General features: G+C 71.4%; 15 protein-coding genes and 1 pseudogene. 9 read left to right on the top strand and 7 right to left on the bottom strand.

Going from position 1 to position 19,515, the window contains the following annotated elements; genetic code table 11:
- Positions 1-103 precede the first annotated feature (103 nt).
- The 8 genes and pseudogenes from IG84_RS42985 to IG84_RS0125260 form a co-directional block, all read left to right on the top strand.
- Positions 104-3,463, top strand: a pseudogene (locus IG84_RS42985) (non-ribosomal peptide synthetase); the annotation flags it as partial.
- Positions 3,464-3,544: 81 nt separating this feature from the next.
- Complete coding sequence (locus tag IG84_RS42980; RefSeq protein WP_425424064.1) at positions 3,545-4,276, top strand: thioesterase domain-containing protein; 732 nt, start codon at positions 3,545-3,547, stop codon at positions 4,274-4,276.
- A 137-nt stretch (positions 4,277-4,413) separates the two neighbouring features.
- Positions 4,414-6,933 (top strand): non-ribosomal peptide synthetase, encoded by a 2,520-nt coding sequence (locus tag IG84_RS0125285; protein ID WP_078649367.1) that lies wholly within the window; start codon positions 4,414-4,416, stop codon positions 6,931-6,933.
- 23 nt (positions 6,934-6,956) lie between these two features.
- Positions 6,957-7,928: a TauD/TfdA family dioxygenase gene (locus tag IG84_RS0125280; RefSeq protein WP_245659597.1), complete on the top strand. Its 972-nt coding sequence runs from the start codon at positions 6,957-6,959 to the stop codon at positions 7,926-7,928.
- Positions 7,929-7,973: 45 nt separating this feature from the next.
- A complete protein-coding gene (sbnB, locus tag IG84_RS0125275) occupies positions 7,974-9,020 on the top strand; it encodes a 2,3-diaminopropionate biosynthesis protein SbnB (protein WP_031061677.1) in 1,047 nt (348 codons plus the stop codon).
- Positions 9,021-9,061: 41 nt separating this feature from the next.
- The gene (gene sbnA, locus IG84_RS0125270) at positions 9,062-10,063 is read left to right on the top strand and encodes a 2,3-diaminopropionate biosynthesis protein SbnA (protein ID WP_031061675.1); all 1,002 of its coding nucleotides are present in this window, start codon (positions 9,062-9,064) and stop codon (positions 10,061-10,063) included.
- Positions 10,060-10,278 carry an MbtH family protein gene (locus tag IG84_RS0125265; protein WP_031061673.1) on the top strand — a complete coding sequence of 73 codons (219 nt, stop codon included), beginning with the start codon at positions 10,060-10,062 and terminating at the stop codon, positions 10,276-10,278. Before sbnA ends, IG84_RS0125265 begins: the two co-directional genes overlap by 4 nt.
- Positions 10,275-11,258, top strand: a complete 984-nt coding sequence (locus IG84_RS0125260) for a clavaminate synthase family protein (RefSeq protein WP_031061671.1) — start codon at positions 10,275-10,277, stop codon at positions 11,256-11,258. The genes IG84_RS0125265 and IG84_RS0125260 overlap by 4 nt, the downstream gene beginning before the upstream one ends.
- Before the next feature lie 70 nt (positions 11,259-11,328).
- Here IG84_RS0125260 and IG84_RS0125255 read toward each other — a convergent pair whose 3' ends face one another.
- From IG84_RS0125255 to IG84_RS0125240, 4 genes are all read right to left on the bottom strand, one after another.
- Positions 11,329-11,955 (bottom strand): sensor domain-containing protein, encoded by a 627-nt coding sequence (locus IG84_RS0125255; RefSeq protein ID WP_031061669.1) that lies wholly within the window; start codon positions 11,953-11,955, stop codon positions 11,329-11,331.
- 32 nt (positions 11,956-11,987) lie between these two features.
- A complete protein-coding gene (locus IG84_RS0125250; protein ID WP_078649358.1) occupies positions 11,988-13,370 on the bottom strand; it encodes a cation:proton antiporter in 1,383 nt (460 codons plus the stop codon).
- The gene (locus tag IG84_RS0125245; protein WP_051862364.1) at positions 13,364-13,912 is read right to left on the bottom strand and encodes a flavin reductase family protein; all 549 of its coding nucleotides are present in this window, start codon (positions 13,910-13,912) and stop codon (positions 13,364-13,366) included. The genes IG84_RS0125250 and IG84_RS0125245 overlap by 7 nt, the downstream gene beginning before the upstream one ends.
- A 198-nt stretch (positions 13,913-14,110) precedes the next feature.
- On the bottom strand, positions 14,111-15,661 hold the full coding sequence (locus IG84_RS0125240) for a tryptophan halogenase family protein (protein WP_031061659.1): 1,551 nt from the start codon (positions 15,659-15,661) through the stop codon (positions 14,111-14,113).
- A gap of 186 nt (positions 15,662-15,847) precedes the next feature.
- Between IG84_RS0125240 and IG84_RS0125235 the strand changes: the two genes are divergently transcribed.
- Positions 15,848-16,549, top strand: a complete 702-nt coding sequence (locus IG84_RS0125235) for a class I SAM-dependent methyltransferase (protein WP_031061655.1) — start codon at positions 15,848-15,850, stop codon at positions 16,547-16,549.
- Between the two features lie 102 nt (positions 16,550-16,651).
- Here IG84_RS0125235 and IG84_RS0125230 read toward each other — a convergent pair whose 3' ends face one another.
- From IG84_RS0125230 to IG84_RS0125220, 3 genes are read right to left on the bottom strand one after another with little or no spacing between them, the layout of a single operon-like run.
- Positions 16,652-17,830, bottom strand: a complete 1,179-nt coding sequence (locus IG84_RS0125230) for a cytochrome P450 (protein WP_031061652.1) — start codon at positions 17,828-17,830, stop codon at positions 16,652-16,654.
- A gap of 57 nt (positions 17,831-17,887) precedes the next feature.
- The gene (locus tag IG84_RS0125225) at positions 17,888-18,772 is read right to left on the bottom strand and encodes an ABC transporter permease (protein WP_031061723.1); all 885 of its coding nucleotides are present in this window, start codon (positions 18,770-18,772) and stop codon (positions 17,888-17,890) included.
- Entirely contained in the window at positions 18,759-19,511 is a 753-nt protein-coding gene (locus IG84_RS0125220; RefSeq protein WP_031061648.1) for an ABC transporter ATP-binding protein, read from the bottom strand. The genes IG84_RS0125225 and IG84_RS0125220 overlap by 14 nt, the downstream gene beginning before the upstream one ends.
- Positions 19,512-19,515 lie beyond the last annotated feature (4 nt).

Raw genomic sequence — 19,515 nt, 5'->3', positions numbered from 1 at the left:
CGCGCTACCAGCCACCGTGAACCAAACGGTGGCGGCGCACGAAGAGGACCCGGCGCACGAAGAGGCCCCGGCCGCCCGCGCCCCCGGAACCCTTCTCCCGCCCGAGGAGATCCTGTGCGGTCTCTTCGGCACCGTACTGGGACACGACACAGTCGGCGTGGACGACGACTTCTTCGCGCTGGGCGGCCACTCGCTGTCCGCGATCAAGCTGCTCAGCCGGGTCCGCGCCGCCTTCGGCGTCGAACTGCCGATCCGTACCCTGTTCGAGGCGCCCACGGTGGCGGCGCTGGCCCGGCGCCTCGGCCAGGGCGGGCAGTCCCGGCCCGCGCTGACCCCCGCCGAGCGCCCCGCGCGCGTCCCGCTCTCCTTCGCCCAGCAGCGGCTGTGGTTCATGCACCGCCTCGAAGGGCCCAGCGCCACCTACAACATCCCCATGCCGCTGCGGCTCACCGGGCCGCTTGACCGGGCCGCGCTGGCCGCCGCGCTGGGCGACCTGACCGCCCGCCACGAAAGCCTGCGCACCGTCTTCCGCGAGGCCGACGGGGTGCCTTACCAGCACATCCTCGACCCCGGCCGGGCCCGCCCCGAGCTGGAGGTGATCGAGGCGAGCGGCGGGACGAGCGAGCGGCTGCTGCTCGACGCCTCGCGGTACGCCTTCGACCTGACGCGGGAGATCCCGCTGCGTGCCACGCTGCTGAGGCTCTCCGAGCAGGAACACATCCTGCTGCTCCTGGTGCACCACATCGCCGGGGACGGCGGCTCGGTCGCACCGCTGCTCCGCGACCTGGGCGAGGCATACGCCGCGCGACGGGCCGGTGATGCGCCCGCGTGGTCGCCGCTGCCGGTCCAGTACGCCGACTACACGCTCTGGCAGCGCGACCTCCTGGGCGAGGCGGACGACTCGGAGAGCCTGCTCGCGAAGCAGCTCGATTTCTGGCGTACGACGCTGGCCGGGGCGCCCGAACAGCTCGACCTGCCCGCCGACCGCCCGCGCCCCGCGGCCCCCGACCACCACGGCGGCACCGTCGGGTTCACCCTCGACGCGGCCACCCACCAGCGCCTGGCCGAACTGGCGAAGGCCGCCGACTGCACCCTGTTCATGGTCCTGCAGGCCGGGCTGGCCGCGCTGCTCACCAGGCTCGGGGCCGGCCAGGACATTCCGCTCGGCACCGCCGTCGCGGGCCGCACCGACCAGGCGCTGGACGACCTGGCCGGCTTCTTCGTCAACACTCTCGTGCTGCGCACCGACACCTCGGGCGACCCCGCCTTCCAGGACCTGCTGCGCCGGGTCCGGGAGGCGGACCTGGCGGCCTACGCGCACCAGGACGTGCCGTTCGAGCGGCTGGTGGAGGCCCTGAACCCGGTGCGCTCCGCCGCCTCGCATCCGCTCTTCCAGGTCATGCTGACCTTCCAGAACAACGCGCGGCCGACGCTGGAACTGCCGGAGCTGACCGTCGGGTTCGAGGGATTCGGCGTCGGCGTCGCCAAGTTCGACCTGAGCTTCACCCTCACCGAGACCCAGGACGCCGACGGGCGGCCCGCGGGGCTGCGCGGGGTGGTCGAATACGCCGAGGCGCTCTTCGACCGGTCCACCGTGCGGAGCTTCGCCGAGCGCTTCGCGCGGCTGCTCGGCTCGGCGGCGGACGCGCCCGCCCGGCCCCTCAGCAGGCTCGATGTGCTCTCCGGCGCCGAGCGCCACGCGATGCTCGACACCTGGCAGGGGCCAGCCGCGCTCGAGGCGCCTGACACGCTCCCCGAACTGTTCCGCCGGCAGGCGGCCCGCACCCCGCACGCCCCGGCGGTGGAATCGGCGGAGGAGACCCTGACCTACGCCGAACTCGACGCACGCGCCAATCAGTTGGCGCACCACCTCATGGCCCTGGGCGCGGGCCCCGAGCACCTCGTGGCCATCGCGCTGCCCCGGTCGGCAGCCATGGTCACCGCCGTGCTCGCGGTGACCAAGGCGGGAGCCGCGTATCTGCCGCTCGACCCCGAGTACCCCCGGCGCCGGCTCGACCTGATGCTCGCCGACGCCGCGCCCGGCCACGTCCTGACCACGGCGGAGTTCGCCGGCCGGCTGTCCGCGGGAGACGCCACCGTCCTCGTGCTCGACGACCCCGCCACCGTCGAGGCAGTACAGCGCCGCGACAGCACTCCGCCCATCCCGGCCCTGCTGCCCGGCCACCCCGCGTACGTGATCTATACCTCGGGCTCCACCGGCACCCCCAAGGGCGTCGTCGTCTCCCACCGCGGCCTGGCCGGGCTCGCCGCCAACCACCGTGCCGTGCACGGCGCCGGCGAGGGGAGCCGGGTACTGCAGTTCGTCTCGCCCGGCTTCGACGTCTCGGTCTCCGAACTGTGCATGGCACTGCTCACCGGCGGCTGCCTGGTCATCGCCGACCAGACACCGGTCGGCGGTGAACTCGCCGCCTTCCTGGCCGAGCGGCGGATCACCCACGCGCACGTCCCGCCGGCCGTTCTGGAGAGCGTCCCCGCCGTCGACCTGCCCGACCTGACCACCCTCCTCACCGGCGGCGAGGCATGCACCCCGCAGCTCATCGACCGCTGGGCCACCGGCCGACGCATGATCAACGGCTATGGCCCCACCGAGATGACGGTCGAGGTGTCCTGCGGCCTCAACGACCCGGAGGAGCGCGGCCCGCAGCCCATCGGCCGCCCGCTCAACGGCGCGCGCGTTTACGTGCTGGACGAGCGGCTGCAGCCGGTGCCGCCGGGCGTCCCCGGCGAGCTGTACCTCTCGGGCCCCGGCATCGCCCGCGGCTACCTGCACCGGCCGGGCGCCACCGCCGCGCGCTTCGTCGCCGACCCGTTCGGCGAGCCGGGCAGCAGGATGTACCGCTCCGGCGACCTGGGACGGTGGCGCGCGGACGGGCGCCTGGACTTCCTCGGGCGCGCCGACAACCAGGTCAAACTGCGTGGCTTCCGCATCGAGCCCGGCGAGATCGAGGCCGTGCTCGGCCGGCGGGCCGACGTGGCCAGGGCGGCGGTGACGGTCCGCGAGGACCGGCCCGGCGACCGCAGGCTGGTGGCCTACGTGGTGCCCGCAGACCCCGACGGCGGCGCGGAGCTGGACACCGGCCGGCTGCGGGCGGAGCTCGCCGAGGAGCTCCCCGAATACATGGTGCCCTCGGCCGTCGTCCTGCTCGACCGGCTGCCGCTCACCCCCAACGGCAAGCTGGACCACCGGGCGCTGCCCGCGCCCGAGGCAGGCACCGGCGGCGGGCGGCTCCCCCGCTCGGCCCACGAAGAAGTACTGTGCCGGCTCTTCGCCGAGGTCCTCGGCGCCGACCAGGTCGGCATCGACGACAACTTCTTCGAGAGCGGCGGGCACTCCCTGCTCGCCTCCCAGCTCGCGGGGCGCATCAGCCGCGCACTGGGCGTCGAGGTGCCGCTCCGGGCGGTCTTCGAGGCCCCCACCCCCGCGCAGCTCCTGCGCCGGCTCTACGGCGACGGCGACCACACCGACGGCTTCGGCGAACTGCTGCCGCTGCGCACCACGGGCGCCCGGCGCCCGCTGTTCTGCGTGCACCCGGTGGGCGGCCTCGGCTGGTGCTACTCCACGCTGCTGCCCACCCTCGACCCCGACCAGCCGCTGTACGGACTCCAGAACCGGGGCCTGGACGGCAGCACCCCGCTCTCCGCGTCCCTGCCGGAGCTGCTCACCGGCTACGCGGAGCAGATCCGCGCCGTCCAGCCGACCGGGCCCTACCGGCTGCTCGGCTACTCCATGGGCGGCGTGCTCGCCCACGCCCTCGCCGTCGAACTCCAGCAGCAGGGCGAGTCGGTGGAGCTGCTGGTGCTGCTCGACTCCTATCCCGTCGAGGTCGGCATCAAGGGGGAGCTGAGCAAGGAGCAGGTGCTCACGGACATGTTCCAGGCGTACGCGCGGATGCACGGCGACCCGGACGACGTGCCCGACGACCCGGCCGAGACACGGGCCCGGGTCGTCGCGTACATGGGGCGGGGCAACAGTGAGTCCCGGCTTCTCGACGACGAGCGGCGCGGCACGGTCCTCGATGTCCTCATCAACAACGTGACGCTGGTGCACCCCGTGGAGCTCGGTGTGTTCAAGGAGGACGTCCTGCTGGTGGCGGCGACCGAGAACGTGCGGTCCTGGGCGGACCCGCGGGCCTGGGAGCCGTTCACGGCGGGCGGTTTCGAGCGCTGCGAGGTCGCCGCGACCCACGAAGGACTGCTGGCCCCGGAGCCGGCCGCGGAGATCGGCCGCATTCTGTCGAAGCGGCTTGTGAAGTAATGCGATATTCCCGCGATAAGCACGCTGATTAACGTCGGCCCCGAATGCGAGAAGTGGGCCGACGGCTCATGGAACTGACAGCTCACAGAACTGACGGCTCACGGAACTGACGGGCATCCCGGGTGGAGGCGAAACTCGTGCGGGACGGTGCGGACGAAAACGGCGCGGCGGCCGGTCGAAAGTACTGGCGCGAGGTACTCGACGCCGGCGGAATCACCCCACTGCCGGCCTGGACCGCCTCGGCGCGGCCGGAGCGGGGCGTGGCGGAATACCGGGCAGCGCTGCCGGCGGGGGCCGATGCCCACGGTGCCGTACTGCTCGCCGTGCACGCGAAGGTCGTCGCGGCGCTGACCGGCGACCGCGAGGCGCTCACCGGCTACCTGCCCGCGGGCCCGGCAGCGCAGGCCGGTCCGCTGCCCGCGCGGGTGAGCGTCGGGGAAGGGACCTGGCAGGAGCTGATCGAGACGGCGGACCGCCACCGCCGCGACATCCTGCGGCACGCCGCCCAGGCGCCGCGGCCTCAACAGGGCGCGGAAACAACGCTGTTCGACACCGTGGTGGCCGAGCGGGCCATGGAGCTGCCCGCCGGTGTGGTGCTGGCGGTCTTCCCCGAGGGCGGCGCGCTCGTCGTACGGCACCGCACCGAAGTCCTCGACCACCGGGCCGCGGTGCGCATCGCCGGGTACTACACCACCGCGCTGCGCCGCATCGCCACTGACCCACTGGCGGCACACGACCGGCAGAGCCTGCTCTCCGACGAGGAACGGCGCTTCCAGACCGCGGCGTTCGCGGGCGTCACCAAGCCCCTGCCCGGCCGCAGGTTCCACGAGCTGTTCGAAGAGCGCGTGCGCCGGCAGCCGCACGCCGTGGCCGCCGTCCAGGGCGGTCGCAGCCTCACCTATGACGAGGTGAACCGGGCGGCGAACCGTGTCGCCCGGGCGCTGCGCCGCGCGGGGCTGGGGGACGAGGACGTCGTCGCCGTGGTGACGGGGCGCACCCTCGGCTGGCTCGGCGCGGTGATCGGAGTCCTCAAGGCCGGCGGGGTCTACCTCCCCGTCGAGCCGGACTTCCCCGCCGAGCGGATCGCCGCCATGCTCGGCCGCAGCGACTGCCGCTACCTCCTGACCGAGCACGGCGCGGACCACGGCCTGGACCGCGCGCTCGCGGCCCTGGACACCGGCCACGGCATCGAGGTGATCCGGCTCGACGACCTCGCCGGCCAGGACCTCCCCGACCACGACCCGCAACTGCCGGTCGCGCCGGACCAGCTCGCGTACATCTACTTCACCTCGGGCTCCACCGGCGAGCCCAAGGGCGCGATGTGCGAGCACGCCGGATTCCTCAACCATCTCCTCGCCAAGACCGAGGACCTCGGCATCGTGGCGGGGACCACCGTCGCCCAGGTGGCGCCGCAGTGCTTCGACATCTCGCTGTGGCAGCTCGTGGCGGCCCTCATGACCGGCGGCACCACGCACATCGTGGAACAGGGGGCAGTCCTCGACGTCGGCAGGTTCGTGGACATCCTGCGCACCGGCCGGGTCGAGGTGGTCCAGCTCGTCCCCTCGTACCTCGAAGTGCTGCTCGCCCACCTGGAGGGCAGGCAGGGGGAGCTGCCGGACCTGCGCTGTGTGTCGGTGACCGGCGAGGCGCTGAAGAAGGAGCTCGCCGAGCGCTGGTTCGCCGCCTTCCCCGACGTGGCCCTGGTCAACGCCTACGGCCTTACCGAGACCTCGGACGACACCAATCACGAAGTCATGCGCCGGGCGCCGGACGGGCCCACGGTGCCCCTCGGGCGGCTGGTGCGCAACGTCCGCGCGTATGTGGTCGACGAGCACCTCGACCTGGTGCCGCTCGGCGCACCCGGCGAGATCGTCTTCTCCGGCGTGTGCGTGGGCCGCGGATACATCAACGACGAGGCCCGCACCAAGGAGGCGTATCTGCCGGACCCGCACCGGACCGGCGAACGCCTTTACCGGTCAGGGGACTTCGGGCGCTGGACCCCCGACGGGCGGCTGGAGTTCCACGGCCGCCGGGATGCCCAGCTCAAGATCCGCGGATTCCGCATCGAGATCGGCGAGGTCGAGAACCGGCTGCTGCAAGTGCCCGGGGTGCGGGACGCGGCGGTCGTCGCCGCGGGCTCCGGAGAGGGGCGGTACCTCGTCGGGTACTACGCGGCGCCGGACGGCCCGGAACCACGGGAGGTACGCACCCGGCTCGACGGCCTGCTGCCCGACTACATGGTCCCCACGCGACTGGAGCGCCGCGAAGCACTGCCGCTCACCCTCAACGGCAAGATCGACAAGAAGACGCTCGCCGCGCAGGCCACCGCCGCCGACGAGCTGCCGGGCACCCCCGGAAAACCCGTCACCGACAGCGAACGCCGGATCGCCGCCGCCTGGTCGCAGGTCCTCAAGGTGCCGGTCGAGCACATCGACCGCACCGCGCACTTCTTCGAGACCGGCGGCACCTCGCTGACCGCCGTACGCCTGGCGATCGCCCTGGACCGGCTCGTCTCCGTCAAGGAGCTCGCCGCGCACCCCGTCCTCGCGGACCTGGCGGAACTGCTGGACCGCCGGTTCGCCGAGCAGCCCCCGCCGCAGCCGTCCGCGTCCGCCGACGCCGCGCCACTCGTACCGAGGGAGACACCGAGAAGATGACGTCCGCCTCAGCCGAAGGCTCCATGGCTTCCCCCCTCGTGTCCCCGCTACCGCCGGGCATACTGCCCGTCCTGCACCTGCCGGAGACCGGCGGCGACGCCCCCGGCCGGGCCCTGGCCCACCGCACGGAGGTGCTCCGGACCATCACTGAGCACGGCGCCGTCCTGCTGCGCGGCCTCGGGATCGACTCACCGGCCGCGATGGCCCGCACGGCCGTCGCGCTCGGCATCGAACCGATGGCCGAGCGGGAGCGCTTCGCCCCCCGCCGCGAGTACCAGCCGGCCGTCTACTCGTCCTCCGAGTGGCCCGCCGACGAGCCGATCTGCATGCACCACGAGCTGAGTTACGCCGCCGAGGTACCTTCGTTCCTGCTGTTCGGCGCGCTGACCGTGCCACGGGAGGGCGGTGCCACGGCCGTCGCCGACTCCCAGGAGGTGCTGCGCGCCCTCCCCGACGACCTGGTGGCACGGTTCGCCCGCGACGGCTGGCAGCTCACCCGCACCTACCGCGAGGTGGGCGTGGCCTGGAGCGAGGCGTTCGGTACCGACGACCCCGAGGGCGTCGAGGAGTACTGCCGGGACGCGGCCATCGACTGCGCCTGGCTGCCGGACGGCGCGCTGCGGACTCGCCAGCGCCGGGCCGCGGTGCTCGACCACCCCGGCAACGGCCGCCCGGTCTGGTTCAACCAGGCCGCGTTCCTCAACGAGCTGACCCTCGACCCGATGATCCGCGCCTACCTCACCGACGTGTACGGGCCCGACTCCCTGCCGTTCAACACCGCCTACGGCGACGGCACGCCGATCCCCGCCGCGGACGTCGACGCGATCAACACCGCCTACCGGGCGGCCACCCGGAGCGAGCCGTGGCAGGCCGGCGACCTGCTGCTGCTCGACAACCTGCGGATGGCGCACAGCCGGGAGGCGTACGAGGGCGACCGCGAGATCGCCGTGATCCTCGGCAACCCCACGCGGCTCCCCGGACACGTCCTGTCCTGAGCCGCACATCAGCCCCGCCACCCATGCCCGCTACGGAGACCGCACATGTCACCTTCCCCCGAACCCGCCGCGCCGGCGCCCTCCTTCGCCGTGATCCCCGGCACCCACGTGCAGCGCGTCCTGGACGGAGCGCACCGGCGCACGACCGAGACGATCGAGGCCGCCTACCGCATCCACGGCAGGGGCGAGACCGTCAACCCGCCCTCGTACTTCCTGCGGTTCCCCGACCGCCCGAACTCACGGATCATCGCGCTGCCCGCCTCCGTCGGCGGTGACGTGCAGGTCGACGGGATCAAGTGGATATCGAGCTTCCCGGACAACGTGAGCGCGGGACTGCCCAGGGCCTCCGCCGTCCTCGTCCTCAACGACCACGAGACCGGCTATCCGCTGGCGTGCCTGGAGAGCTCCATCATCAGCGCCGCGCGCACCGCCGCCTCGGCCGCACTCGCCGCCGACCGGCTCACCGCGGGACGCCCGCGCCCCAGGACGATCGGTTTCTTCGGCGCCGGGCTGATCGCCAGGTACATCCACAGCTACCTGACCGGCACCGGCTGGACGTTCGAGGACACCGGTGTGTACGACCTGTCGCCGGAGCACGCCGAGGGCTTCGCCGGCTATCTGAAGGGGTCCGGCGCCGAGGGCGGCGTCACCGTGCACGGAAGTGCCGAGGAGCTGATCCGCGCCAGCGACGTGGTCGTCTTCGCGACCGTCGCCGGCGAGCCGCACGTCACGGACCCCGGCTGGTTCTCCCACAACCCGCTGGTCCTGAACGTCTCGCTGCGCGACCTGTCGCCCGAGGTGGTCCTCGCCGCCACCAACGTCGTGGACGACGTGGACCACTGCCTGAAGGCGAATACGTCCCTGCACCTGACCGAACAGCGGGTCGGCAACCGGGACTTCGTGGCCGGCACCCTCTACGACGTGCTCAGCGGCGAGCTGGAGATGCCCGCCGACCGGCCGGTGATCTTCTCGCCCTTCGGGCTCGGAGTCCTGGACCTGGCGCTCGGCAGGCACGTCTACGACACCCTGCGCGCCTCGGGAGACCTGACGGTCATCGACGGCTTCTTCCACGAGATGCGCCGCTATGGCTGACCGGTCCGCACCGTCGGCCGATCCGCAGTACGGGGGGTAGTGTGCCGGTCATTTCGGCTCCGCACGAATTCAATGAAGAAGATCTGTTCGTCGATCTGAAGCCGATGCTCGACACCGCGCTCTTCCTCAAGTGCGAAGGCTTCAATTTCGCCGGCTCGATCAAACAGAAGGCCGCGCTCGCCATGGTCGAAGCGGCGGAACGGGCCGGCGTGCTCACGCCCGGATCGACCCTGGTGGAATCCTCGTCCGGAAATCTGGGCGTGGCACTGAGCACCATTGCCGCGAGCAAGGGATACCGCTTTGTCTGCGTGACCGATTCGCGCTGCAATCTCGGCTCCCGGCGGCTCATGGAGGCGCTCGGCGCCGAGGTGCACATCGTCACCGAAGCGGACCCGGACAAGGGGTTCCTCGGCGCCCGGCTCGACCACGTCCAACGGCTCTGCGCGGAGGACTCCCGCTATGTGTGGCTCAACCAGTACCTGAACGCCAACAACTGGCGTGCGCACCACCGGCTGACCGCACCCGCCATCGCCCGCCGCTTCCCCGGCCTCGACGTGCTCTTCGTCGGCGCCGGCACCACCGGCACCCTGATGGGCTGCGCGCGGTGGTTCAAGGAGTTCCGGCCCGGCGTCCGCATCGTCGCCGTGGACAGCGTCGGCTCGGTCGCCTTCGGCGGCCCGCCGGGCACCCGGATGATCCCCGGCCTCGGCGCCGGGGTGCGCCCGCCGCTGCTCGACGAGTCCTACATCGACGACGTGGTGCTGATACCCGAGGCCGTGACCGTGCAGATGTGCCACCGACTGGCCGCCCGCGGCTTCCTGTTCGGCGGCTCCACGGGAACCATCGTCGCCGGCGCGGCTTCCTGGCTCACCACCCATGAGGTGGGGTCCGCCGCACTCACCTCGGTGGCCATCTCCCCGGATCTGGGGGAGCGCTACCTCGACACCGTCTACCAGACGAACTGGGTCCAGGACCTGTACGGACACCAGGACGCCGACAGCGTTCCGGCCCGTTCCCTCACGAAGAAAGCGAGTCAGCGATGACCAACCCGTTCGAGGACCCCGAGGGCCGGTACCTCGTGCTCGTCAACGACGAGGGGCAGTACTCCCTGTGGCCGGCCTTCGCCGAGGTACCGGGCGGCTGGACGGTGTCCCAGGAGGAGAGCGGACACGAGGAGAGCCTCGCGTACATCGAGGCCCACTGGACCGATATGCGTCCCCGGTCCGTCGCCGAGGCCATGGAAGCGATGAATCGATGACAGTGACCTCCGATCCCGGCACCACCACCCCGGTGATATCCGTGGACCCGGCGTCCGCGTCCCGGACGGCGGACACGGCACGGCGGCTGGCCCCCGTCGCCGACGGGCGCGTCGACGATCCGAGATGGGTCGCCGCGGCCCGCGACGCCTGGTCCGACCTGCCGAGCACCCTGCGCCGCCCGCTGCTCGACTTCCGCCGGGCCTCGGGCCCGACCGGTTCGGTACTGGTACGCGGGCTGCCGGTGGACGAGCCGGCGCTGCCCCCGACCCCGAGCGTCAAGGGCTCCGTGCAGCGCGGCGCCAGCGTGCCCGCCGCGGTACTCCTGATGATCGCCGCCGGCCTCGGCGACCCGGCCGCCTTCCGCCCGGAGAAGAGCGGTGCCCTGGTCCAGGACGTCGTCCCGGTCCCCGGGCAGGAGGACTTCCAGGGCAACGCCGGGTCCGTACTGCTCACCTTCCACAACGAGAACGCCTTCCACCCGCACCGCCCGGACTTCGTGATGCTGCTGTGCCTGCGCGCCGACCACGACCGGGTGGCCGGACTGCGTACCGCGTGCATCCGCCAGGCGCTGCCACTGCTGTCCGAGGAGAGCCGGGAGACGCTGTACCGGCCGGAGTTCGTCACCTCGGCCCCGCCGTCCTTCGGGTCCGGAAGCGGCGGTACCGCGCCGCAGCCGGTGCTGTCCGGCGCGCCCGAAGACCCTGACGTACGGGTGGACTTCGCGGCCACCGAGCCGCTCACCCCGCGCGCCGCGCGGGCGATGGCGGAACTCCAGGCGGCGTTCGGCGAGACCGCGCAGACCGCCCTGCTGGAGCCGGGCGATCTGGCCATCGTCGACAACCGGGTCACCGTGCACGGCCGGACCGCCTTCACCCCCCGCTACGACGGCCGCGACCGCTGGCTGCAGCGCAGCTTCGTCCTCACGGACCTGCGCCGCTCCCGCGGCTGCCGGGACGCCGACGGCTACGTGCTCGACTGAGACCACGTACGGGACGCACAACTGCCTCGACGGTTCCCTGAACCGTCGAGGCAGTGTCCGTTGCGGGCCCTCAGCCGGAACCGATGAGGCGGCGGGCGACCTGCACCTGCCACCGGGTCAGCCGGATGACCAGCCACGGCGCCCCGAAGAACGTCACCACGCCGGCGGCGAAGTGCAGCGAGACCGCGCCGAGCGGAGTGGGACCGCCCCACGCGGGATCGGGGTAGGGCACCCACCCCCAGAACGGGTAGCTGAGGTTCCGCAGGGAGACGATCACCCAGCCGATGACCACGGCGAACGAGGCGCTGCCCAGCGCCAGATTGGCGAAGAAGAAGGCCGTTCCGCGCTTGATCCGGCCCTCGCGCGGGCCACGGCCGATCTCCTCGCCGAGCAGCATGCGGGCCCGGCCCCGCTCGAAGGGCGGACCGCACAGCGCGACCACGGCGATGGCCACCAGAAGGACCAACGGGCCGATGCCACCTCCGTCACCGGCCCGTTCCCACTTCATGAGGCGCATGGTCCCGACGATGAGGGCGAGTCCTAACGGCAGGAACAGCGCGTACGCGATGTGCTGCCAAGTCCGGCGCTGCAGCAGCAGTTTCCACACGCTGCGCAGGCCGCGCAGTACCTCGCGCAGGCCGGGCATACCGGTGGTGCGGGCCTGCGTCTCGGGTGGGGAGTGGCGGGAGTCATCCATGGCGCCATCATCCCAGCCGGCGCCGCCCGGACCTATGATCCGGCCGACGCGCCGGTCATGTCCGAGGACGCGGTAGCGGCCGGAACGGCGGGTGCCGTCGCGCGCGGCCGGGGCGCGGCCTCGTCGGGTGAAGGGGCCCGCACGCCAAGGAACTTGAGCAGTGGCCCGGTCATGGCGGTGGTGATCAGCGCCATCAGGACGAGTACGGTCAGGCCGGTCGTGCTGATCAGGTGGAGCTGCCAGCCGATGCCCGCCACCACCAGTTCGGTGACGCCGCGGCAGTTCATCAGTACCCCGAAGCGCAGCGCCTCGTTCCGTTCGATGCCGATCAGCCTGGCGGCACCACCGGCGCCGATGATCTTGCTCAGGGTCGCCGCGAGCACGATTCCCGCGAACGCCAGCCAGACCCAGGGGTCCAGGCCGAGGGCGCCGACCGTGACATGGAGGCCCACCCCGGCGAAGAAGAGCGGCAGTAGTACGGCCAGGGTGAAGCCCTGGAGCTGCTCGTTCATCCAGGTGGTGACCGGCGAGTCGCGCGGCACGGCCGTGCCGAACAGGAAGGCGCCGATCACCGGGTGGAGCCCCAGCAGATGGGTGATCGTGGCGTATCCGATGGCGCCGACGAGCAGCAGGGGGAGCAGCCGTTCGGCGCCGGGCCGCCGCTCGGCCCTCCGTACGACCGCGGCGAGCAGCGGGCGGACCACCAGCGCGGTGAGTGCGACCAGCGCCAGGGTCGTGCCGATGGTGGCCGCGACGTGCAGGGCCCCGCCGGAGCTGGTCAGGGTGAGGATGACGGTGAGGGCGAGCCAGGCGACGCCGTCCCCCACCGCCGCGCCGGCCAGCGCGAGCGAGCCCAGCGGAGAGCGGTCCATCCGCAGGTCGACCAGGATTCTGGCGAGTACCGGCAGGGCGGTCACCGACATGGTGAGTCCGACGAAGGCCAGATATGCGCCCTGGGAGGGGGTGGAGCCGCGCAGCAGGGCGGGCGCGGCGGCCGCGACACTGAGACCGGTCAGGAAGGGCAGGCCCATCCCGCCGAGCACGGCGACCCCGACAGCCTTGTTTCCCTTGTTCCCCTTCTTACCCGGGCCGTCCGGGCGTTCCATGCGCAGCTCGCACCCGAGCAGGAACATGAAGGTGACCAGGCCGAGTTGGGCCGCCATGTCGAGCGTCGAGACGACCTCGGGCGGCAGCAGCCATGCCTGTGCCGAGGGCGAGATCCACCCCAGGGCCGAGGGGCCGAGCAGCAGCCCGCCGAGGATCTCGCCGACCACCAGCGGCTGGCCGATGCGGCCCAGCAGGGTGCCCAGCAGATGGCTGAGCAGCACGATCACCGCGACGGCGAGCAGGAAGCGCGCCACCGGATCGAACCCGGCCCCGCCGCTCCCGGCGGCCAGTTCCACGGTGTTCAGCATGGCGAGCCCCGGAAGGACGAGGGCAGCGACGCCGCTTCGGCGGCGGGATCCGGCTGCGGTATGGGGCCGTCGGGCCAGGCGGCGAAGCGCCGGCCTCCGTACAGCAGCGGCGTCGCGGGCATCTGCACCACCTCGGTCACCATGCCCAGCACCATGGTGTGATCGCCGACGTCGAGCAGCCGGGACACCCGGCACTCGGCCGTCGCGAAGGCGTCGTCCGTCAGCCGTGGCAGCCCCGCCGTCGGCGTGGGCTCCCAGCCGACCTCGGCGAACCGGTCCGCCACCGGAGCCGCGAAGATCTCGGCGGCCCGCTGCCCCCGCTCGTGCAGCAGGTTCACTGCGAACGTCCCGCGGTCCCGCAGCGCCCGGAGGGTCTCGCCCCGAGTGGTCAGACAGACCGAGAGGATCGGCGGACTGGCCGTCACGCTGGCGAGGGACGTGCACGTCAGACCGTACGGGAGACCGTCGGCGCCGAGCGTGGTGACCACCGCGACCCCGGTGGCGAACGCGCTCATCAGCGAGCGGAAACCGGCGAGCGGCACCGGCGTTCCGGGCGGTGCCGCAGCCGGAGCGCGACCGAGCTCGGGGTGGGAGGCGGGTCGGAATGCGGGCACACGGGTGGCCATGCGCGGTCGCCCTTCAGGAGGGAACGGGAAGCTGTGCGGGAGGGAGGGGTGCCGATGCCCGTACCTGGCGTGGCGGCCGGTACGGGCATCAGGGCTGCGGTGGTCGGGCCGTGCTCAGCCGGCCGCGTTGATCGAAGCGAGGTACTCGTAGCAGCTCGGCAGGGCCTTCACCAGCCGCTCCGCGTCGGCCTTGAGCCGCGCCGACGCCGCGCGCGCTCCGGTCGGGTCGGTGTGCGCGAGGGTCGGGCGCGGCCGGGCGGGCTCATGGCCCATGCCCATCATCATCGTGATCCACGAGTACTGCTCGAAGCCGTGGTAGTAGGGGTAGATGGTGTGCTCGTCCAGGAGCTGCGAGGCCCCGATCTCCAGGCGGGCGGCGAGCGCGTCCGGGATGGCGCGGGTCTTGGTCTCCTTCCAGTACGGCGTGTCGTCACGCTGCGCCGTGCGGTAGTGCAGGACCAGGAACTCCTTCACCCCGTCCAGGACGTGCGCGACCCGGTCGTTGTAGGAGTTGACCAGCGTCGGGTCCCAGTGCTCGTCCGGGAAGTGCTTCACGAGCTGCTCGATGCCGTGCTGGATGAAGAAGATGCCGGTGGACTCCAGCGGCTCGACGAAGGCGCTGGACAGGCCGATCGCCACGCAGTTGTTGACCCAGGAGCGGCGGTTGCGGCCGATCCGCATGCGGATGTGATTGGCCTCCAGGTCGTCCTGCCCGGGAGCGGCGAACGCGCGCAGGGTGCGCTCCGCCTCCTCCGGGGTGCAGAACTCGTCGGAGTACACATAGCCGTTGCCGTGCCGCCCGAACAGCGGGATCGTCCAGATCCAGCCCGCGTCCATCGCGGTCGCGGTGGTGTACGGGTTCATCCCCGTGGTGGCCTGGTCGGACTTCGGTACCCGCAGGGCGACGGCGCGGTTGTTCGGCAGGACGTCCTGGAAGGACTCGAAGGGCTCCTCCAGCGTCTGGTTGATCAGCAGCCCGCGGAAGCCGGTGCAGTCGATGAACAGGTCACCGGCGAGCTCACCGTGCTCGCGCGTGGTCACGTGCGTGAGCCAGCCGCGCTCGTCGCGGGCCACGTCGACCACGTCGTCGACGACGTGCCGCACCCCGCGGTCGGTCCCGTACGTCGTCAGGTACTGCGCCAGCAGACCCGCGTCGAAGTGGTACGCGTACGGGAACTGGGCGCGCTGCTCCTCCAGCGTCGAGCGCCCCAGCGAGCCGTCGAGGTCGCCGGCGAACAGTGAGCCGTCGAGCATGCGCGGGGACCGCTGCGCCTCGCACAGGGACGGCGTGAGGAAACAGGAGCGGTCGAAGGGCCGGCTGCGGTCGCCCTCCAGTAGCCACCAGTCGGCGAGGGTGAAACCGTCGGAGGTCCGCAGCCGCTCGAACGGGTGGTAGAAGTGGTGCCCGGGCTCCCGCCAGTTCTCGAACCGGATGCCCAGCTTGTACGACCCCGCGCACTTCGGCATCCAGTCGCGCTCGTCCAGGCCGAGATAGTCGAAGAAATGCCGGACAGTGCTGAACGTGGCCTCTCCGACACCGATGCTGGAGACCCGGTCGGACTCCACCAGGGTCACGTTGATGCGGTCTCCGAATGCGGCCTTCATATACGAGGCGCTCATCCACCCCGCAGTGCCGCCGCCGACGATGACAACAGAGTTGATCACTCTTGACTCCTGTGTCGAAGGAACTGGCCGGATTGCCCGCAGCGAAGCTAGCCGGGCACCTTTTCCTTTCGTTATCGAAGCCCCACGGGAGGCATTGGCAATTCCTTAAAATCCGGACGATAACGAGACGATGCCGGCGTCGCGTAGCGTGGCCGGTCGGCTAACCCGCAAGGTCCTGGAGGGGCAATGGACGTCGTCTCGGTCGATTCGCTGAGCAAGCTCTATCAGAAATACGAGAGCGATCTCAGGGAGGTGCGCGACAGTCAGCGCGCCTTTCTGGAGCGGCGCGGAAAGACCATGAAGGCGCAACTGGACGACCTCGAGGCGGAGATAACCTATCTGCTGCTGCGCGATCACCGGCCGGAGCGCGTGGTGGAGATCGGGACCTTCTACGGCTGGTCCACCATGTGGATCCTGAGCGCGCTGCGCGACAACGGCATCGGGCACCTGTACTCGTTCGACATCGTCGACAAGGTCGTCAGCAACGTGCCGGCCGAACTCGCAGCCGACCGCTGGACGTTCACGATGGGCGACGTCCGCCAGCACCTCGACAAGATCCCGGGCAACACCGACTACCTCTTCATCGACGCCGACCACGGCGCGCGATTCGCCCGCTGGTACACCGAGAACCTCTTCCCGGCGGTCCCCCGAGGCATCCCCACGAGCGTCCACGACGTGTACCACGGCCGCCGGCCGAAGCCGATGAGCGAGGGCTCGGTCGTCATCAAGTGGCTGGACGAGCACAACGTCGAGTACTTCACGCCCTCCCTCGCCAAGGCCCCCGAGGCCATGGAGCAGCTCACCGAGGTCAAGCGCGACCTCGGGCTCGCGGAGCCGGTGAAGAAGAGCACCGACAACCCCATGATCTTCTTCAACCTCCCCGGCTGAGCGGCTCCCCGCCCCCGAAGGCGGGCAGTGCGACCGGTTCCGGCTCCCCGAGCCCGGTCGCACTGCCCGCCTTGCTGTTTCCGTCCGTTTTGCCCGTTCCTGTCAGGCCCGTCGGGCCACCACGGGCAGGTTCTTCGCGCCGTACATTCCGCGCGCGTGGTAGTCGATGTGCGTATCGCGGTCCACCCGCAGCTCGGTGAAGGCGTCCAGCAGCGCGTTGAGCGCGATCCGGGCCTCCAGCCTGGCCAGGGGCGCTCCGACACAGAAGTGCCCGCCGCGGCCGAACGCGACGTGCCGGTTGGGGGTGCGCCGGATCAGGAAGCGGCTCGCTTCCGGGAAGTGGGCCTCGTCATGGTTGGCGGAGATGACCCACGGGGTGACCATGCGGTTGGCGGGGATGAGCCGCCCGCCGACCTCGACGTCGGTCACCGTCACCCGGCTCACGGTCGTGAACGGCGAGCGGAAGCGGAGCACTTCCTCGACCGCGGACGGAATGAGGGAGCGGTCGGCGCGGAGCTCGGCGAGCGACTCCGGATTGCTGTCGAGGGACTGCACGGCATTGCCGATCAGCAGTGTCGTGGTGAGGTGCCCGGTCAGGAAGAGGATGCCGGCGAACTTGACCACCTCGTGGTCGCTGAGCCGCTCGCCGTCCACCTCTGCGGTCGCCAGCTTGCTGATCAGGTCGTTCTTCGGCGCCGAGCGGCGCTGCCGGCAGTGCTCCAGCAGATATTCATCCATTTCCCGGGTGGCCGCCTGGAAATTCGCCACCACGTCCTTCCGGTCCTTGGGTCTGCTGAGATTCATGAACCGGTCGGCCCATTTGCGGAAGAGCTCCCGGTCCGTTGCCGGAATCCCCAGCAGTTCGCTGATCACGATCACCGGCAGCGGATAGGTGAGCACATCGACCAAGTCGAACCGCTCGCTGCCGATATCGGCCAGCAGCTCGTTCGTCACGGCCGTGATGCGGGGCTCCAGCTTGTCCACGGTATTCGGGGTGAATGCCTGATTGACCAGCCGGCGGAGCTTTCCGTGCTCCGGCGGGTCCATCGCGTTGATATGCCCCTCGGTCAGCGGCTTCACATGCGGCAGGACCCGGCTGGTGTCATTGGAGAACACCTTGGGGTCGGCGATCACCTGCTGCACATCGGCATAGCGGAAGATGTGGTATGGGCCGTCCCCCTCCTGCCATACCGGATTGTCGGCCCGCATGCCGGCCAGCCACTCGAAAAGCGTGTTGCTGCCGTCTGCATGCGGGACGGAAAGGGGCTCTTGCTCGGTCATCGACTCTCCGTTCTGATGTACGTCGTCCGTGCGTCTCCGTGCCTCGTCCGCGCGCTGTCACAAGCCGCGGCGCCGCAGCACTCTTTTCTCCACCGGCCGGAACACCCCTGCCTCGACGAGCACGCCGATGGCCAGGATCAGCGCCACCGACGCCAGTACGAGCGCGAAACTGCCCTGCTGCTTTCCGGCGTCGAGAATCCGGCCGACCCCGGGCAGCGGGGTCGCGGTGATCAGCTCCGCTGTCATCAGAGCCCGCCACCCGAAGGTCCACCCCTGGCGCAGCGCCACGATCAGCCCGGGCAGCGCGGCGGGCACCAGGACATGACGGACCGCCAGCAGGCCGGTGGCGCCCATGGTCCGCCCGGCCCGCCGCAACAGCACGGGGACCTGGTCGAAGGCGCTGACCACACCCATGGCGAGGGACGGCACGGCACCCAGCAGGACGACCGCGTACACCGCCCGTTCCGACTCCCCGAACGCCACCACCGCCAGCGGCACCAGGGCGGCCGCGGGCAGCGACTGGAACGCCGAGAGGGCCGGAGCCAGTACGGTCCGTACCGCGCCGACCCGGTACACCAGCAGGCCGAGCGGAGCACCCACCAACACGGACGCGGCGAAGCCGGACGCGGCCCGGCCCAGGCTCCGCCCCAGAGCGGGCAGCAGGGTGCCGCCCCGCGCCTGACCGATCAGCTCGTCCAGGACCGCGGTGGGGGACGAGAGTCTCGTGAACAGGCCCGAGGCGGTGGCCAGTTGCCATGCCACCAGGACGAAGACGACGGCGAGGGCCGGGGCCGTCACCCTCGTCAGGGCCCGGTGGAACAGGGAGGGCACGGCCGGGGCGGCCGGTGCGTCCAGGACGTCCAGGCCCGCGGAGAGATCCCCCGACGAGAGGTCCTTCGAGACCGGGCTGTCGTGGACGGCACCGAGGTCAGTCACGGGCATGCCGGCAGATCTCCTCGCGCAGATGACCGGTGATCTCCATGGCCAGCTCCAGGACGGCGGGGTCCTCGGACCGGCGCGGGTGCGGGAGGTCCACCCGCCATTCGCGGGCGATCCGGCCCGGCCGGGAGGACAGCAGCACCACCCGGCCGCCCAGCCGGACCGCCTCCCGGATGTCGTGCGTGACGAAGACGATGCCCGGCCGCCGGCGCTCCCAGATCCCGATGAGCACCTCGTGCAGCACCTCCTTGGTCATGGCGTCCAGCGCCGCGAACGGCTCGTCCATCAGGAGCAGTTCGCTGCCCTGGGCCAGGGCGCGGGCGAGGGCGACGCGCTGCCGCATGCCGCCCGACAACGTGTGCACCCGTTTGCCGTAGGCGTCCGCGAGTTGCACGAGACCGAGGAGCCGCATCGCTTCGGTGCGGCGCTCGGCGCGGTCGGCTGTCCCGGCCAGCCGCAACGCGAGCTCGATGTTGCGGCCGGCCGTCAGCCACGGGAAGAGCGCGTGGTCCTGGAACATCAACGCCGGGCGCCCGCCGCCCGTCGACACCTGGCCGGACGAGGGCCGGTCGAGGCCGGCCAGCAGGCTCAGCAGGGTGGACTTCCCGCAGCCGGACGGGCCCAGCAGACAGACGAATTCCCCCGGTGCCACTTCCAGGTCGACGTCGTCCAGGACGAGCGTCCCGCCGAAGGTCTTCGTGGCTCCGGCCAGCCGTACGGCCGCGGTGGTGGCGGGAGACATGGGC

The organism is Streptomyces ochraceiscleroticus (assembly GCF_000720485.1).
GTDB lineage: Bacteria > Actinomycetota > Actinomycetes > Streptomycetales > Streptomycetaceae > Streptomyces > Streptomyces ochraceiscleroticus.
This window is presented reverse-complemented; position numbering and strand designations above follow the sequence as displayed.

Bases quoted from the DNA above. Each gene is read 5' to 3' on its own strand.
- IG84_RS0125280 (WP_245659597.1), top strand. From the start codon at position 6,957: ATGGCTTCCCCCCTCGTGTCCCCGCTACCGCCGGGCATACTGCCCGTC.
- sbnB (WP_031061677.1), top strand. From the start codon at position 7,974: ATGTCACCTTCCCCCGAACCCGCCGCGCCGGCGCCCTCCTTCGCCGTG.
- IG84_RS0125265 (WP_031061673.1), top strand. From the start codon at position 10,060: ATGACCAACCCGTTCGAGGACCCCGAGGGCCGGTACCTCGTGCTCGTC.
- IG84_RS0125260 (WP_031061671.1), top strand. From the start codon at position 10,275: ATGACAGTGACCTCCGATCCCGGCACCACCACCCCGGTGATATCCGTG.
- IG84_RS0125255 (WP_031061669.1), bottom strand. From the start codon at position 11,955: ATGGATGACTCCCGCCACTCCCCACCCGAGACGCAGGCCCGCACCACC.
- IG84_RS0125250 (WP_078649358.1), bottom strand. From the start codon at position 13,370: ATGCTGAACACCGTGGAACTGGCCGCCGGGAGCGGCGGGGCCGGGTTC.
- IG84_RS0125235 (WP_031061655.1), top strand. From the start codon at position 15,848: ATGGACGTCGTCTCGGTCGATTCGCTGAGCAAGCTCTATCAGAAATAC.
- IG84_RS0125230 (WP_031061652.1), bottom strand. From the start codon at position 17,830: ATGACCGAGCAAGAGCCCCTTTCCGTCCCGCATGCAGACGGCAGCAAC.
- IG84_RS0125225 (WP_031061723.1), bottom strand. From the start codon at position 18,772: ATGCCCGTGACTGACCTCGGTGCCGTCCACGACAGCCCGGTCTCGAAG.
- IG84_RS0125220 (WP_031061648.1), bottom strand. From the start codon at position 19,511: ATGTCTCCCGCCACCACCGCGGCCGTACGGCTGGCCGGAGCCACGAAG.